7 protein-coding genes are annotated in these 16,709 nt (G+C 68.9%); 4 read left to right on the forward strand and 3 right to left on the reverse strand.

Annotation, left to right across the window (positions count from 1 at the left end; all coding sequences use genetic code 11):
- Positions 1-69: 69 nt before the first annotated feature.
- Positions 70-735, forward strand: a complete 666-nt coding sequence (locus tag Sru01_RS06790; protein ID WP_203983001.1) for a 2'-5' RNA ligase family protein — start codon at positions 70-72, stop codon at positions 733-735.
- Positions 736-927: 192 nt separating this feature from the next.
- On the opposite strand, the gene Sru01_RS06795 is transcribed toward Sru01_RS06790, so the two are convergent.
- Positions 928-3,990: an AfsR/SARP family transcriptional regulator gene (locus Sru01_RS06795; protein WP_203983002.1), complete on the reverse strand. Its 3,063-nt coding sequence runs from the start codon at positions 3,988-3,990 to the stop codon at positions 928-930.
- Positions 3,991-4,171: 181 nt separating this feature from the next.
- On the opposite strand from Sru01_RS06795, the gene Sru01_RS06800 reads away from it, so the two are divergent.
- The 3 genes from Sru01_RS06800 to Sru01_RS06810 all read left to right on the forward strand — a co-directional run bounded on the left by Sru01_RS06800 (position 4,172) and on the right by Sru01_RS06810 (position 13,417).
- Positions 4,172-9,163 (forward strand): LamG-like jellyroll fold domain-containing protein, encoded by a 4,992-nt coding sequence (locus Sru01_RS06800; RefSeq protein WP_203983003.1) that lies wholly within the window; start codon positions 4,172-4,174, stop codon positions 9,161-9,163.
- Positions 9,164-9,460: 297 nt separating this feature from the next.
- Positions 9,461-11,581: a cellulase family glycosylhydrolase gene (locus tag Sru01_RS06805; protein ID WP_203983004.1), complete on the forward strand. Its 2,121-nt coding sequence runs from the start codon at positions 9,461-9,463 to the stop codon at positions 11,579-11,581.
- Between the two features lie 366 nt (positions 11,582-11,947).
- The gene (locus Sru01_RS06810; RefSeq protein WP_203983005.1) at positions 11,948-13,417 is read left to right on the forward strand and encodes an extracellular solute-binding protein; all 1,470 of its coding nucleotides are present in this window, start codon (positions 11,948-11,950) and stop codon (positions 13,415-13,417) included.
- 67 nt (positions 13,418-13,484) lie between these two features.
- Here the strand turns inward: Sru01_RS06810 and Sru01_RS06815 are convergent, their stop codons facing one another.
- Both Sru01_RS06815 and Sru01_RS06820 read right to left on the reverse strand, forming a co-directional pair.
- Complete coding sequence (locus Sru01_RS06815; protein ID WP_275412140.1) at positions 13,485-14,150, reverse strand: response regulator; 666 nt, start codon at positions 14,148-14,150, stop codon at positions 13,485-13,487.
- The gene (locus Sru01_RS06820; RefSeq protein WP_203983007.1) at positions 14,150-16,705 is read right to left on the reverse strand and encodes a DUF4118 domain-containing protein; all 2,556 of its coding nucleotides are present in this window, start codon (positions 16,703-16,705) and stop codon (positions 14,150-14,152) included. The genes Sru01_RS06815 and Sru01_RS06820 overlap by 1 nt, the downstream gene beginning before the upstream one ends.
- Between the last annotated feature and the right edge of the window lie 4 nt (positions 16,706-16,709).

Raw genomic sequence — 16,709 nt, forward strand, 5'->3', positions numbered from 1 at the left:
GCACTTGCCGCCGGGTACACCCTCGCTAAGGCATCGAACGCCCTCGTGTCGAGATGAGGCCCGCTGGTCATGCGCCTGGAGCACGCACCGGAGGTACGCGACCACTGGTGGCCGAGAATCGGCTGGCGTCCCGGCCGACTGGTCTACACCTGGCATCTCACTTTCGAGAACGCGCCCGGGCTTCATCGGCATGTCGCCCGCTATCAGCGACAGGTAGTGGACGTGGGCGGCCTGGACCCGGTTCCACTTCGATGGCTGCACCTCACCGTCCAGGCGGTCGGCTGGGTCGACGAGATCTCTTCGGGCCAGGTCGATGCGATCACCGACGCGGTGGGCGACCGGCTGCGGGATATCGCACCGGTGCGGGTAGCCTTCCAACGGGCGATCCTCTTTCACGAGTCGATAGTGCTCCTGCCCGAACCGGCCGACCCTCTGCACGAGGTGAGATCGGCGATTCGCGACGGTATCGCCCACGTCCTCGGCGAAGCTCCGGACGCCGCCGAGCAGGCCAGAGGATTTTGGCCGCATGTCAGCATCGCCTACGTCAACACCGCCGGACCGGCCGCCCCGTACGCCGGCGCCCTGGACGCGATCGATCCCGCGCCGGCCGAGGTCACCGTCGGCGATGTCGCTTTGATCGTGCAGGAACGGCTCCTCGACCCGGAACGGGTCTACCGGTGGACCACCAGGGCCCGGTGCGTCCTCGGCGGTCGCTCCCGGGACCATGACGGTTGATGACCGCCCGATTCGGGGAGCCGGCCCAGAGCGCAGGACGGATCGAGTCCTTGTGGACGGGCCGGCAACGACACCGCCGGCGCGGATCAGGGGGAGGGGGCAGCAGACGGAATCCATGCCGTAGCGCCTATCGGCCTGGAACGCGCACTTGTCCTTTGCTGCGGCTCGGGAAGTGAGCGCCGTCCGCGTGCCTCACTCGGCTTCGCGTATCCGCTTCGCGATCGCCGCGGCTTCCGGGACGCCCATGGGGGAGAGGAATTTCAGGGCGGCCTGCCAGTGGGTCGAGGCCTCATCGCCCCTGCCGAGCGCGCACAGCACGCGCGCAAGAATGTCGTGCGATTTGCCCTGCAGATACGGGTCCCGCACGGTGCGAGCCACATCCAGAGCGGCAGACTGGTGTTTCAGCGCCGTTCGTGCGTCTCCGCTTTCCAACAAGGTCGTGGCGAGGTCCATCGTGATCTCGCACTCGGCGTGCTGGTCCCCGGTCTCTCTTATCTGGTCAAGGGCGGAACGGTGATGGTCCAGCGCCTCGTCGTACCGCTCTTCTCGCCTTCGAATCCTTCCGATGCCGTTCGTGGCGTTGGCCATGAAACGAGGGTTCCCCAGCTCGGCGTTCAGCCGGACGGACTGCTGGTAGGCGTCGTCGGCGGCGACCGCATCATCCAGAGCTTCGTACACCTCCCCAAGGACTGTGAGCGTGTAGGCCTCGTCATTGCGTTTTCCCGTCCGGCGTTCGAAGTCCAGGCAGCTCCGCACGCAGCGAAGCGCGTCCAACGGGTGTCCCATCCTGAGATGAGCGATTCCCAGGGTGAAGGTCACCGTCATCTCACCGTGGTCGTCGTCGAACGCACGGAACAGCTTGCCGGCCTCCGTGCAGTTGTGTATCGCTTCGCCGAAACCTCCGGTCCACAGGAGGGCGTATCCGAGGCGACCCAGAGAGTAGGCTTCCTGTCGCCGATCTCCGATGATCCGGCTGAGGCCCAGGGCCTGCCGGTGATGGTCGAGGCAGTCGTCGATATTCCCCGCGAGCAGGTTCGCCGCGCCGAGAGCGTTCAGCAGCCGTCCTTCGCCATGCCGATCACCGGTCCGGCGCACGGCGGAAAGGGCGGTCTGCAGGACCGTCTGCCAGTCGTCGATGCGGTCGCGTAGGTAGAAGAAGTAGTCCAGCGTGTAGGCGAGCTGCCAGGCGTGATCGGGCCATCCATGGCCGGCCGCGTGGTCGACGGCGGCGATGAGCGCCGGGTACTCGACGTCGAGCCAGGCCGTAGCGGAGTCGTAGTCGTGAAAGACCGGGATGCCAGGTGGGGGCGCGGAGACGTAGGCGATTCCGCTGTGATCCGGGTATACCTGTTCCATCGCCGCTCTGGCCGTATGCAGGTACCAGTCGAACAGCCGGGTCAGCGCGTCCCGGCGCGACTCGGCGGTCTCATCCGATTCCGCGCAGTCGCCGGCGAACAGATTTATCAGGTCGTGCATGACGAAGCGCCCGCCGGCGGTCCGCTGGACGAGGTGGGCACCGATGAGCGTGTCGAGGAGCGCGCGGACCTCTTCGGCGGGCGCGCCGGTCAGGGCGGCGGCCTCCTCGATTCCGATGTCCGGGCCGGGATGCAGTCCCAGCAGCCGGAACGTTCGCTGAGTGGGCGCGGGAAGGCTCTTGTAGGAGGTCGCGAAGGCGGCCCGCACCCCGATATGCGGATCTTCACTGATCTCCAGCATCGTCAGCCGGTTCTCCTGGCGAAGCCTGGCCACGAAAGCCGAGATGGGCAGCGTCGGCACGCTGCCGAGATGGGCGGCGGCCAGGCGCAGCGCGAGCGGAAGGTGGCCGCAGAGGCCGATGAGTTCGAACACATCAGGGACCTCGTCACGGAGTCGCGCCTCACCCAGGATCGCCACGAGCAATGCCGTCGCCTCCCGGGGAGAGAGCATGCCGAGCGTCACCGTGTGGACGTCATGTGTGACCGATAGCGCGCGCAGGGAGTCGCGGCTGGTGATGACCACCTTGCACAGCGCCGAGCCGGGGAGTAACGGGCGTAACTGGTCCGCGCCGGCGGCGTTGTCGAGCAGGACGAGAACCCGCTTGTCCGCCAAGAGTGACCGGTACATGGATTCTCGTGCGTCCGGCTCCTGGGGTATCTGATCCGATGCCACGCCGAGCGATCTCAGGAGGCGGTCCAGCGCCTGTGCCGTGGTGACCGGCTGTCCCGGTCCGTGACCGTGGAGATTCACATACAGTTGTCCGTCCGGAAAACGGTCCGCCATCCGATGCCCCCACCGGGTGGCGAGCGCCGTCTTGCCGACGCCGGGAGGACCGGTGATGGCGATGATCGCCACGGCCGGCGGGCCGTCCAGGGGTGCGGCCAGCAACAGATCCAGTTCCCGCAGGCCATCCCGACGGCCGACGAATCGCGTGACGTCGGCCGGTAACTGTCTTGGCACGGCCGTCGCCTGAGACGAGGGGGAAAGGGAGACAGGCGGCGTCGATTCGGCCGGGATCTCGTCGATGCCGGAATCTCCGCTGAGCATCGATTGGTGGAGCCGGACCAGTTCCTCTCCGGGGTCCAGGCCGAGTTCCTCGCGGAAATGGGTCCGGGTGATCCTGAATATTTCCAGCGCCTCCGCCGTGCGGCCGACCCGGTTCAAGGCGCGCATCAGCCGCCCCTGGAAACCCTCGTTCAATGGGTGCTGGGCCGCCCACATGCGAAGTTCTCCGACCAGTTCCGCGTGGCGGCCGAGAATGAGATCCGCGTCGATGCGGTTCAGCAGGGTGGCGATGCGTGATTCTTCGAGGGCCGCCCCCTCGGTGGCCTGGAACTCCGGCTGGGTGCCGTCGAGCGCCGCACCGCGCCACAGCGCCAGTGCCGTGCCCAGCCGCTCGGAGGCCGTCGCGGCGTCACCCGCGGCGAGCGCCGATCTCCCCGCGGCGGTCTCGGTGAGGAAGACGTCGAGATCGGAGTCGCCGGGACCGAGCCGAAGAGAGTATCCGGTGGGGGTGCCCACCAGCGCGTTCCCGTCGTCGAGCAGGCGCCGGATCGCCCACAGATAGTTGTGCAGCAGCCGCCGGCTCGTCGCCGGAGCCTTTCCCGGCCACAGGGCCGCGAGCAGCCGATCGTGGGAGACCGTCCGGCCGGCCTGGAGGACGAGAAGCGCGAGAAGCGTCCGCTGCTTAGGGCCCACGACGCTCAACGCCTGTTCATCGCGCCAGACCCCCACCGGACCGAGGATGCGGAACCGTGCCCTGGCCTTTCTCACGGTCATCGAGGAATGGAGAGAAGAGCGGCGGACCAGCGCTCGCCGGCTGTTTCATTCCTCTGCATACGCCACCCGTCTCCGTGAAGGCACAAACGCGACCAGGCGACCAGGTTAGGACAATCCGTAAGACAAGATCAACAGCGCTCTCCGCGATGCTAGCCGTGATCATTCCTGGCCGGGTTTTCCCATGTCACGCCTGGTCGCCAATGTCCCTTTCTCAATGGAGGCACCGGTGGGGTTTCCCTTACCGAACCGCCCTTTCGCGCCGCCCGCCCGGCGCGGAGCGAACAAACGCATCGTGCCCACGGTGGTGACCGTGTCGGCCGTCGCCGTCGCACTGCTGGTTCCAGGCGGGGCACTGCCGGCACGGGCGGAGCCCACCCCCGCGCCGGCCTCCTCGGAGCCGGTTCAGACGCCGTTCCCCCGTCCGGAGGATCCCGACGCGCCGCTGCGCGCGGCCGTCGTGGAGGCCAAGAAGCAGGGCAGACCGGTCGAGGTCGTCAGCGCGTTCACCGAGGCCTCGCGGACCTGGGCCTATCCAGACGGCCGTCTGACGACGGAGTCGTACTCCGGACCCGCGCAGGTCAAGCGGCAGGACGGCTCGTGGGCGTGGATCGACACCACGCTGGCCGAGAAGGACGGCGTCCTCAAACCCAAGGTCGCCAAGGCGGACCTGGCATTCTCCCTCGGCGGAGACGGCGTCCCGTTCGCCGTGATGAAACGGGACGCGGGTCAGAGCCTGCGCCTGTCGTGGGAGGGGAAACTGCCCCGCCCTGTCGTGGCGGGCAACGTCGCCACCTACCCGGGAGCGGCCGGCCCCGGCGCCGACCTGGTGGTCACGGCGTTGCCGGCCGGTTTCCGGCATGACGTCGTGCTGCGCCAGCGGCCCACCGGACCACTGGAGATCCGCATCCCGGTGGAGTCACCCGACCTGACCCTCGGCAAATCGAAGCAGGGCGGTCTCGAACTCCTCGACGGCAAGGACAAGGTGGTCGCCCAGGCGCCGCCTCCGGTGATGTGGGACAGCACCGGTGTCGCCGGCGAGAAAGCAGCGGGGCAGAGCACGGACGTGGCCGTACCGCGGAGCGCGCCGATCGCGACGTCCGTGGTCGAGCGCAACGGCAGACGGACTCTGGTCCTCAAACCGGACGCCGGCTGGCTGGCCGACCCGGCCACGACCTTCCCGGTGGTCGTGGATCCCACCTCCACCCTGACCGTCAAGACCGACACCCTGCTGTCGAACGGCGCGGACTGCAACACCTACGACCAGCCGGGTGCCACGCTGCTGAAGATCGGCGCCGCCTACTACACCTGCCGGGGTGTGGACGCGATGAACTACTGGCGTTCCTACCTCAAGTTCGACGTCGGCAGCCTGGCCGGCAAGCCCATCGTCTCCTCCACCATGCAGCTGTGGCGCACCGAATCGCCCGGCTGCCACCTGCGCGGCACCGGCAAGATCTACGCCACCCGGCTCAGTGCCGGTTGGACAGCGGGCCAGATGACCTGGTCCAACAAGCCGGCGGGCGGTACCGACTTCGTCAGCACCCCCTGCCCGACGACGGGAGTTCTGACGCCCGGCGTGATGACCTGGCCCATCACCGGCTGGGTCAAGGCCTGGACCGGCGGCCAACCCAACTACGGGGTCGAGCTCAGCGGACCTTCCGAGAGTGTCGGGCGCACCGAGCAGTACTCCGCATCATTCCATTCAGCCGAGATGACCGGCACCGGCGCGACCCCGCCCAAGCTGATCACCCAGTACATACTTCCCCCCGGCATTCCCACGGTCACCGCCGAGTCGGTCGACTCCATGGACGGGGACCACGCGATCATCCGGAAGAGTTCGGCCAAGGTCGGTTACAGCGCCACTTCGGTCGACGGCCGGAACATCGACTACTACGCGAGCGTCGTGGACTCGACCGCTCCGCTCCCTACCTGGACCACCGGTGGCGGCGAGTCCGGCAAATGGAGCTTCACCGAGGGGACCGAAGGTGAGGACTCCAGCGGCAACGGCAACCCGCTGGGCTTCGTCAGCGGCCGGTACTCGATCATCGACGGCAAGGACGGCAAGGCCCTGTCCCTCAACGGGGCCGTCGGCGTGCCCTCGTTCGCCAACACGCAGCGGCCGGTCCTGCGCACCGACAAGAGCTTCTCGGTGGCCGGCTGGGTCCGGCTGGACTCCGGGAACGAATCGGCCGCACTGATGAGCCAGGACGGCGCCAACACCAGCGCCTTCGTGGTGGGATACGACGCCACCAGCCGCAAGTGGACCATGCTCATGCGGCACACCGACACGGCCACAGCCGGCGCGACGACGATCAAATCGTCGTCGGCGGCGCAGATCGGCGTCTGGACCCACCTGACTGGCGTGTACGACGCCGGGACCAAGAAGCTCCGCCTGTACGTCAACGGCGTCCAGGCCGCCGAGGGCGATCACACCGTCACCCCCTGGCGGAGCGGCGGGATCTTCTCGCTCGGCTACGGCAATCAGGGCGGCTATGCCTACCCATGGGTCAAGGCCGGCTACGACGAGATCCGCGCCTACAACCGGGCGTTGAGCCCCACCGAGATCCAGTGGATGCTCAACCTCACCCCGCCCACCAACGCCGACCTGCCCTCCGGACAGCCCACATCCATCACCTACGACGTCGGCAACGTCGACAGCTTCAAGATCTCCATCCGGGCCTGCATCCACGGGGCCACCCCCCTCACGTGCAGCGAGAGCCCCTACTACCGCATCACGACGGACGCTCCCTACCTGCCCACCGACACCGAGACGGGAATGGCGGACCCGACCCAGCCCATCCTGTCCGGCATGGTCAACCGCCCCTCCGGCGGGCCCGTCACGGCCAAGTTCTACCTCTACGACAGCACCGGCGCCCCCGTCGGCGCCGTTCCGCTCGGTGAGCGCACAGTCGGTGGCGGCGATCGCGCCTCCTTCCAGCTGCCGGCGAACATCGTTCGGTTAGGCGCGGCGTACACCTGGCAGATGATCGGGTGTGCGGAAGGGCAGGTGGCCGCCGATGAGGTGTGCACATCCAAGACCGCACCGGTACTTTTCACCACGCCCGGCACATCGTCTGAGCCCCAGGAAGACGTGCGGCAACTGAACCTGCGCAGAGACAACTTCATCATCAAGACCGCCCAGGTCGATCCGACCGCATGCGACGGCGGTCCATGCGCGGTGGCCGATACGAACATCGTGCGGATCGGCGGTACTCAGGCCGAGAAGACCGCATCGGTCATCGGGTTCAGGACGGATGAGCTCCCCAACGGCGCGGGCGTTTCGGAAGCGATTCTCAGGCTGGGCACCCCCGTCTGCCCGGCAGGGGCCTGCCCGGCCGGTGCCGTGATCACAGCCACCCCGCTGAAGGACCCGGTCACCGCCGAGTCGAAGGGGTCAGAGCTCGCCGGCAATGCCGACCCGAGCGCGACGCCGTACTCGTTGCCGTTGACCGGCCCGCAGGCCGACATCGCGGGCAGCGAATACCAGTGGCTTCTACTCACCGGCAATGTCGATGATGTGATCACATTCGGTGACCCGACGGCGGCCGAACAACCGTCGCTGGATGTCACCTATCTGCCGGCCGGGCCGCCCGGCAAGGTGCTCAATCTGGTCACCCGGGCCGGAGATGCCGGTGCGATCGCCAGCTGGGGAATACCGGAGGACAACGGTGGCGTGGCACTGCTGGACGGGTACGACGTCGAAGTCGCCGGCAGCGGTGGTGACATCGTCAAGACTCTCGAAACGACAGAACCGTACGCGACGATCAGCGGCCTCACGAACGATGAACAACACACCGTCAAGGTGAGAGCCAGGACCGCATTCGGCATCGGCGAATGGGAATCGGCCACGGTGACGCCGAAGAAGGTGCCGCCGGCGCCGGCGGCGGATCCGGCCTGCGTCCCGTTCCTGGACGGTGTGCCGCCTTCGGCTGCGAGGACCGGCGCGGCGACGGAGTCCGGCGCCCAAGCGTACGTCGACCGGGTCCTGCAGTACTACCAGGCCCAGGACGCCGTGCTGGACGGTGAATCGGCCACGGTCTGGGACGTCCCTGGCGTGACACCGGATGCGCCGAGTACGGCGAAACTGTCGCTCCTGAACGCATCGCTGGTGAACAGGCGCGAGGGCATGGCACAGGTCGGTGAGTCTCGTACCGACGTCACCGCGGACTTGCCGGCCCCGGTGGTCGAGGCCGCAGCCGACGGAACGGTCCGGGTGGTCGCCGAAGTGAAGCGGTCCTGGAAACTGCATGGTGGGCTGTCAGGTGATGAGAGTGGCGCGGCCGCGGCTCATGCCCGATCTGATCAGAGTGTTGTCGAGCCGGGCGAGTCGACGATATCCATCCATGTGTTCGACCGCTGCGGCTACATGACCCATATCCAGGTCGCCAATCCTGCGTATCAGGACGAGACGGATGTGCACGACCCGGGGCCCAGGGGGTGCGGGACCAGAGTCGCGTTCTCTACGCAGGCGGAGATGGGGACGGCCCGAGCGTGCAGTGCCAACAACCTTTCTCAGGTTAAAGTGGGCTTCGATAAACTGAATGCATTGGGAAAGACCTGGTGGGTCCACTCGGAAGTTTCTTCGGTGCACGCCACGAAGGTTGAAAGGTGGGATGACCTGGATTGGGACAAATACTGGCGGGTGGACTATTTCGCCAATTATCTACGCCTTTTTACGACGGATGCGAAAATGAGGGTCAGCGCATACGGTAAATACCTCCGCGGTCACGTGAAGTTCAACATCGAGGCCAGTTCGTGCTTCGAGAACAGTGCGGTGGACACTGAAGTCGGGATCGGTCTCAGCATCGGCCCGAAGGAGATCGGCGGTGAGGGCAGTGTCGCCATAAAGGGCCGAGTTGGCGAAAAATGTCAGAAATTCAAGCTGGCAAAGGTGACCGATCCGGCTCTGGACAAGATTCACGATGTGGAACCCTTTCTCTACGCCAAATGCCTGCAGAATGCGCTCTCGTTCTGCACGCTTCCTCGTTTCACGCACTTCGCTGCGGCGTCTCTGGTGCTGACATACAAGAAGAACGGAACCTGGTACAAGGATCACAAGGTCAAGCAGTATCTGCAGTGTGAGGTCGATCGCCGCAAGTCGAGTCCGGTGGATCTCCGTGTTCACCCTGATTGTTGGGCCAAGTCGGATCTAGACGTACTGGGGCCGCCGCTGTAACGGCCGGTGTAGTGCGTGGGGGCGGGCGGCCCGCCGGCCGTCCCCACTTCCAGGCAGAGTGGCTGCGAGGTGGACTGGCGCATGGTGAATCTGAAAGTTTCACCATGTCCGGGCGTCCTGGGCTGCACGTGGCCGCCGGCCGACCAGGGAATCGCACGTCCTGCGGGAGATGGGGATCAGGAGTGGCGAGGGCCAGGTTGACATAGTTTGAGGGTCAAACTTAATGTCCCCATGTCAAACGGCGGGCGGCATCGGCGGCGGTCCCGCCGGCACGCTGATTCCTGAAGCGAGGAACGCATGGCGGACATACTTCCCACACCACGGCACCGGTGGTGGAAGGCGCTGATCACCGGGTTCGTGGCCACGGTGCTGGCCGCTGTCGGCCTGCTGCCCGCGACGGGGGCGCAGGCGGCGGCGGGGTGCCGGGTGGCGTACACGGTGGGCAGCCAGTGGCAGGGCGGCTTCAACGCCAACGTCGAGGTGACCAACCTCGGTGACCCGGTCAACGGCTGGAAGCTGGTGTGGGCGTTCCCCGCCGGCCAGCAGGTGACCAGCGGGTGGAACGCCACCGTCACCTCGTCCGGCGGCCAGGTCACCGCCGCCAATCTCGGCTACAACGCCACGATCGCGACGAACGGCAAGGTGTCGTTCGGCTTCAACGGTTCGTGGACCGGGACCAACCCGGCCCCGGCGTCGTTCGCGCTCAACGGGGTGACCTGCGATGGCGGCACCGGCACGCCGACGCCCACCCCGACCCCCACGCCGACGCGCACCCCGACTCCGACGCCCACTCCCACGCCGAGCGTGACGCCCACGCCGGCGCCGGGGAACGCGATGGCGCAGGTCGCCGCGATGCAGCCCGGCTGGAACCTCGGCAACACCTTCGACGCCACCGGCAGCGACGAGACGTCCTGGGGTAACCCGCGGGTCACCCAGGCGTTCCTCGACAACCTCAAGGCCCAGGGCTTCAAGAGCATCCGCATCCCGGTCACCTGGGGGCAGCACCACGGGGCCGGCCCGAGCTACACCATCGACCCGGCATGGCTGAGCCGCGTCCGCGAGGTGGTCGACTGGGCGCTGGCGGACGGGTTCTACGTGATGATCAACATTCATCACGACTCCTGGCAGTGGATCAACACCATGCCCACCGACCGCACCAACGTGCTGAACCGGTACAACGCGCTGTGGACGCAGCTCGCCGCGGCGTTCCGGAACGCCCCGGCCAAGCTCGTCCTGGAGAGCGTCAACGAGCCGCAGTTCACCGGGAGCTCGGGTGACGCGCAGAACGCGCAGCTGCTGGACGAGCTCAACACCTCCTTCCAGCGGATCGTCCGGCAGTCCGGCGGCGGCAACGCCACCCGCCTGCTGGTGCTGCCGACGCTGCACACCTCGGCCGACCAGCCCCGGGTGGACGAGCTGACCGCCACCCTGAGCAAGCTCAACGACCCGAACATCGCGGCGACCGTGCACTACTACGGCTACTGGCCGTTCAGCGTGAACGTCGCCGGCGGCACCCGGTTCGACGCCACCGTCCAGCAGGATCTGGTCGCCGCGTTCGACCGGGTGTACAACGCCTTCGTCGCCCGCGGCATCCCGGTCATCCTGGGCGAGTACGGCCTGCTCGGGTTCGACCGGCACACCGGGACGATCGAGCAGGGCGAGAAGCTCAAGTTCTTCGAGTTCCTCGGCTACTACGCGCGCGCCAAGCGGATCACCACCATGCTGTGGGACAACGGCCAGCACTTCGACCGCACCACCTACCAGTGGCACGACCCGGAGCTGTGGGCGCAGATCAGGTCCAGCTGGACCACCCGCTCGGGCACGGCCTCCTCCGACCAGGTCTACCTGGCCAAGGCCAGCGCGATCAGCGCCGAGACGCTCACGCTGAACCTGAACGGCACCTCCTTCCAGGCGCTCCGCCAGGGCGGCACGAACCTGGTCAACGGCACCGACTACACCGTCTCGGGCGACCAGCTCACCCTGACCGCGGCCGCGCTCACCCGGCTGGCCGGGTCGCGGGCGTACGGGGTGAACGCGACGCTGCAGGCGGTGTTCTCGCAGGGTGTCCCGTGGCGGATCGACATCATCAGCTACGACCGGCCGGTGCTGTCGAACGCCACCGGGACGACCGCGTCGTTCGCCGTCCCCACCCGGTTCCGCGGTGACCAGCTCGCCACCATGGAGGCGAAGTACGCCGACGGCAGCAATGCCGGCCCGCACAACTGGACCTCGTTCAAGGAGTTCGACGTCGCCTTCGCGCCGGACTACCCGGGCAGCGCCATCAAGTTGAAGCCGGAGTTCTTCGCCGAGGTCAACGACGGCTCCCGGGTGACGCTCACCTTCCACTTCTGGAGCGGCGCGACCGTCACCTACTACGTCACCAGGTCGGGCGGCTCGGTCACCGGCACCACCTCCTGACCGACCGTCCGGCGGGCCAGACGCCCGCCCGACCATGGCCCTGCGGAGGGGCCGGGCCTCGCACCCGGCCCCTTTCGCCGTTCGGCTCACCGTCGTCCGGCGCCTCGGCCAGGCCCTGCGGGTGGCGTTCTCCCGTCACCGGTGATCGCGGTGATCGATCTGGGCGATCCGTGACGGTACTCAATGCGACACGGAGCTTTTTCGCCCGACAAGACTATTTATTGTCGGCGGTTCGTATCATTAATTTTGTTCCGTAATTAATGGCCGTGAAACGCGTAAGGTTGGTACAGGGGGCGAGGTGACGAACGAGGGGACCGTGGAATGGGCGAGCCGGCTGGACCGTGGAAGTTAGGTCATCGTATCGCGATGGTCGTATTGCTCATCTTTCCGGTCATAGCGGCCACCGCGGTCGGCTCGGTGATGGTGAACATCGGCGGCGTGCCGCCGGACGCGCTCGGCTGGCTGCAGGTCTGCCTGGGGGCGACGCTGCTCGCCGTCGCCGCCGTCATGCTGACCTTCATCCCCTACCTGGTGAAACTCACCTGGCGCGGGGCCAGGACGCCGGACGATCGGAAAGTGCTCGATCAGCTGGAATCGATCCGGCGGAACCTGAAGAATCCCAGGAGGCTGCTCGCCGCGCTGGTCGCGCTGGCGGTGCTGGGCGGTGTGGCGTGGACGCTGCCGGGTGATCAAGGTCTGGAGCCGGGGACCATCTACATCATGAGCGCCCAGGACGAGAGCGGCCGATCCGGCGCGCGGCGCATCCTGGTCGAGCAATGGAACGAGCAGCACCCGGAGAATCCGGTGGAGTTCATCCCGGCCAACGGGGAACCCGACACCCAGCACACCCGGATGGCCGAGGACGCGAAGCCCGGCGGCACCAACAAGGCCGACATCTATCTGGTCGACATCGTCTACATGCCGGAATTCATTCACAAGCGGTACATCCGGCCGCTGGACGACTCGCTGCGGCAGAACGCGAACCAGGATGGCGATTTCCTGCGCAATGTCCTTCGGACCTGCCACGACATGTACGGCGGAGGGCCCGGACTGTGGTGCCTGCCGCTCAACGCCGACGCCGGCCTGCTGTACTACCGGCCCGGCGCGTCACCGCATCCGCGGGATTGGCCGGCGTACTACCGTTCGTCGGTCAACGCCGCGCATCTGGTCGACTCGGAGAGCCTGACGATCGCCGGGCTGGAGGCGATCTGGGCGCGGAACGGGGAGATCGTCAACGCCGACGGCGCCGCGGTGGTCTCGCCGGACGGCGCGGTGGATTTCGGCGAGGCAGGGTGGGCCGGCCTGCGGGACCTGGTAGCCGCCTACCAGGGCAAGCGCGTGGACAAAGACGTGCTGGATGCGGAGAGCCGCGGCATCAGCGAGTTCAAGAGCGGCAGGACGCCCTACATGCGGAACTGGCCGGTGGCCTATGACGCGCTGCGCGGTGACGGCGCCCGGCCGTTCGAGGTCGAGACGCTCCCGCACGCCAGCGTACTGGGCGGGCAGAACCTGGCGATCGCGAACTCGACCGACAAGCCGCGGGCCGCCCAGGCGCTCATCGAGTTCCTCACCAGCCCGTCCAGCCAGCTGATCCTTTTCCAGATCGGCGGCTTCGCGCCGACCCGGAGCAACGCCTACACCTACGCTGACCGCCCGTACCGCTACAAGCTGCGGGAAGCGGTGAGCAGCGCGCGGTACCGGCCGGTCGTGCTGGACTATCCGAGGTTCAGCAAGGCGTTCCGCAAGGGCGTCCTGCAGGCCGTCCGGAACGGCGGGAAGATCGACGACGACTTCCGGCGGGACCTGGCCGGCAGCCTCGGCTCACCCGCCGGGTAGCGGCCGGGGCCGTGAGCGGCCGCACCGCACCCTTCAACCGGCCGGTGCGACTGGCTCACCACCGCGGTCAGGGCTGGAAGCGGTAGCCCATGCCGGGTTCGGTGATGAGATGGGCCGGGCGCGCCGGGTCGCGTTCCAGCTTGCGGCGCAGCTGGGCCAGGTACTGGCGCAGGTAGTGGGTCTCCTTCACGTACGCCGGCCCCCACACCTCGGTGAGCATCCGGCGCTGGCTGATCAGCCGGCCGGGGTTGCGGACCAGCAGCTCCAGCAGGTGCCACTCGGTGGGGGTCAGCCGTACGCCGCCGGAGACGGTGCGGGCCGAAAGGTCCACCACATGGTCGCCGACGGTGACCCGGGCGGGCTCGTCGCCGCCGGCGCCGGCCCGGCGGCTCACCGCGCGGATCCGGGCCAGCAGCTCGTCCATGGCGAACGGCTTGGTGACGTAGTCGTCGGCGCCGGCGTCCAGCGCGTCCACCTTGTCCTGGCCGCCGGTCCGGCCGGACAGCACGATGATCGGCACGGTGGTCCAGCCGCGCAGCCCGTGCACCACGTCGACGCCGTCGATGTCGGGCAGGCCGAGATCGAGCAGCACCAGGTCGGGATGGCGATCGGCCGCCTCGCGCAGCGCCGCGGCCCCGTCGGCGGCGGTGACCACCTCGTGGTGGCGGGCGGCGAGGTTGATCCGCAGCGCGCGCAGGATCTGCGGCTCGTCGTCGACGATGAGGATGCGCATCACGGCTCCGCGGGAGGCTCGCCGGGCGGGCGGACCGGCAGGGACAGGATCATGGTCAGGCCGCCGCCGGGGGTCTCCTCGGGCTGGAGAGTGGCGCCCATGGCCTCGGCCAGGCCGCGGGAGAGCGCCAGGCCGAGGCCGACCCCGTGGTGGTTGTCACGGTCGCCGAGGCGCTGGAACGGCAGGAACACCCGCTCGTGGTCGCGCGGCGGGATCCCCGGGCCGCGGTCGACGACGCGCAGCTCCACCCGCTCGCCGTGCCGGCTCGCGGTGACCCGGACCCGTGCCTCCGGCGGGCTGTGGCGCACGGCGTTGGTCATCAGGTTGACCAGGACGCGTTCGAGCAGCGCCGGATCGGTGACGATCTCGGGGAGGTCGGCCGGCACGTCCCCGTCGACCCGGCCGGCCGCCGGGCCGAGGTCGTCCAGCGCCCGGGGCAGCAGTTCCTCCAGGGCGACCGGCTGCAGGGCCAGTCCCAGGGCACCGGCCTGCAGGCGGCTCATGTCGAGCAGGTTGGCGATGAGCCGGTCGAGCCGGTCCAGGGACTCGCCCGCGGTCGCGAGCAGTTCCGCCCGGTCGGACGCCGACCAGTCGACCTCGGTGCTGCGCAGGCTGTCCACCGCGGCCTTGGCCGAGGCCAGCGGGGTGCGCAGGTCGTGGCTGACCGCGGCGAGCAGCGCCGTCCGCATCCGGTCGGCCTCGGCCAGCGGCCCGGCCCGCTCGGCCTCCCGGCGCAGCCGCTCCTGCCGCAGCGCGACGGCGATCTCGGTGGCGACCGCGGTGAGCACGCGGCGGTCGGCCGCCGCCAGCAGCCGGCCCCGCGCGGCCAGTACCAGGTCGTCGCCGATGCCGACCTCGGTGTCGGCCGCCGAGGGGCAGGTGCAGGGAGCGTCGCCCGAGGTGGCCACGATGCGCCAGGCCCGGGGGGCGGACGGGACGTCCGGCAGGTGTACGGCCTCCGGGCGCCGTTCCAGCAGGGTGAGCGATGTCAGGGCGAACGACTCGCGGACCCGGGCCAGCAGCGACGGCACCGCGGCCTCGCCGCGCAGCACGTGGCCGGCCAGGGTGGACAGCAGCTCGGCCTCCGCGCCGGCCCGGGCCGCCTCCCGGGCGCGCACCGCCGCGAGGTGGACGATCGCGCTCACCGCCATCGCGACGAGCAGGAACACGGCCAGGGCCAGCAGGTTCTCCGGGTCGGCGATCGTCAGGGTGTGCAGCGGCGGGGCGAAGAAGTAGTTCAGCAGCAGCGACCCGCCGACCGCCGCGGTGACCGCCGGCCACATCCCGCCGACCAGCGCGACGCCGACCACCATCAGCAGGATCAGCAGGATCTCGCTCGGCAGCGACAGCACGTCGCGGAACGGGACCAGCGCGGCGGCGAGCGCGGGCACTCCGGCCACCGCGGCGGCCCAGCCCGCCAGCCGCCGGCTGCGGGTCAGCGCGGCCTGGGCTCGCGGCGTCCGGCGGCGCCCGCGGCGGGCCTCCTCGTGGGTGACCATGTGGACGTCGATGGTGCCGGACATCGCGGTGGCCTCCACGCCGACACCCGGCGCGAAGATCTGGGCGAGCCGGCCGCGCCGGGAGGCGCCGAGGACGAGCTGGGTGGCGTTGGCGGCGCGGGCGAAGTCGAGCAGTGCCCGCGGGACGTCGTCCCCGACGACCTGGTGGTAGGTGCCGCCAAGGTCCTCCACCAGGGCGCGCTGCCGGGCCAGGCCGGCCGGGTCGGCGCCGGTGAGCCCGTCGGACCTGGTGACGTGGACGGCCAGCAGGTCGGCGCCCTTGGTACGGTCGGCGATCCGCGCCGCCCGGCGGATGAGCGTGTCGCCCTCGGGGCCGCCGGTGAGCGCGACCACGACCCGCTCGCGCGCCTCCCACGTCTCGGCGATCCCGTGGTCGGCGCGGTAGCGGGCCAGCTGCTCGTCCACCCGGCCGGCCACCCACAGCAGCACGAGCTCGCGCAGCGCGGTGAGGTTGCCCTCGCGGAAGTAGTTCGACAGGGCCGCGTCGATCCGTTCGGGGGGATAGACGTTGCCGTGCGCCATACGGCGGCGCAGCGCCTCGGGCGACATGTCGACCAGCTCAACCTGGTCGGCCCGCCGGACGACCTCGTCCGGCACGGTCTCCCGCTGCGGGACCCCGGTGATCTGCTCGACGACGTCGTTGACCGACTCCAGGTGCTGGACGTTGACCGTGGTGATCACGTCGATGCCGGCGTCCAGGATCTCTTCGATGTCCTGCCAGCGCTTGGGGTTCTTGGAACCGGGCACGTTGGTGTGCGCCAGCTCGTCGATCAGCGCGATCTTCGGCGCGCGGGCGATGACGGCCCCGGTGTCCAGCTCGGTGAAGGCGGCGCCCCGGTAGGTGATCGTGGCCCGGGGGACGACCTCCAGCCCGGCCAGCAGCTCGGCGGTACGGGCGCGGCCGTGCGTTTCCACCAGGCCGACGACCACGTCCCGGCCGCGCTGCACGGCCCGCCGTCCCTCGCCGAGCATCGCGTACGTCTTGCCCACCCCGGGCGCGGCCCCGAGGTAGACGCGCAGCCGGCCGCGTGGCACGCCC

This window comes from Sphaerisporangium rufum (assembly GCF_016863395.1).
In the GTDB taxonomy this organism is placed as follows: Bacteria; Actinomycetota; Actinomycetes; order Streptosporangiales; family Streptosporangiaceae; genus Sphaerisporangium; species Sphaerisporangium rufum.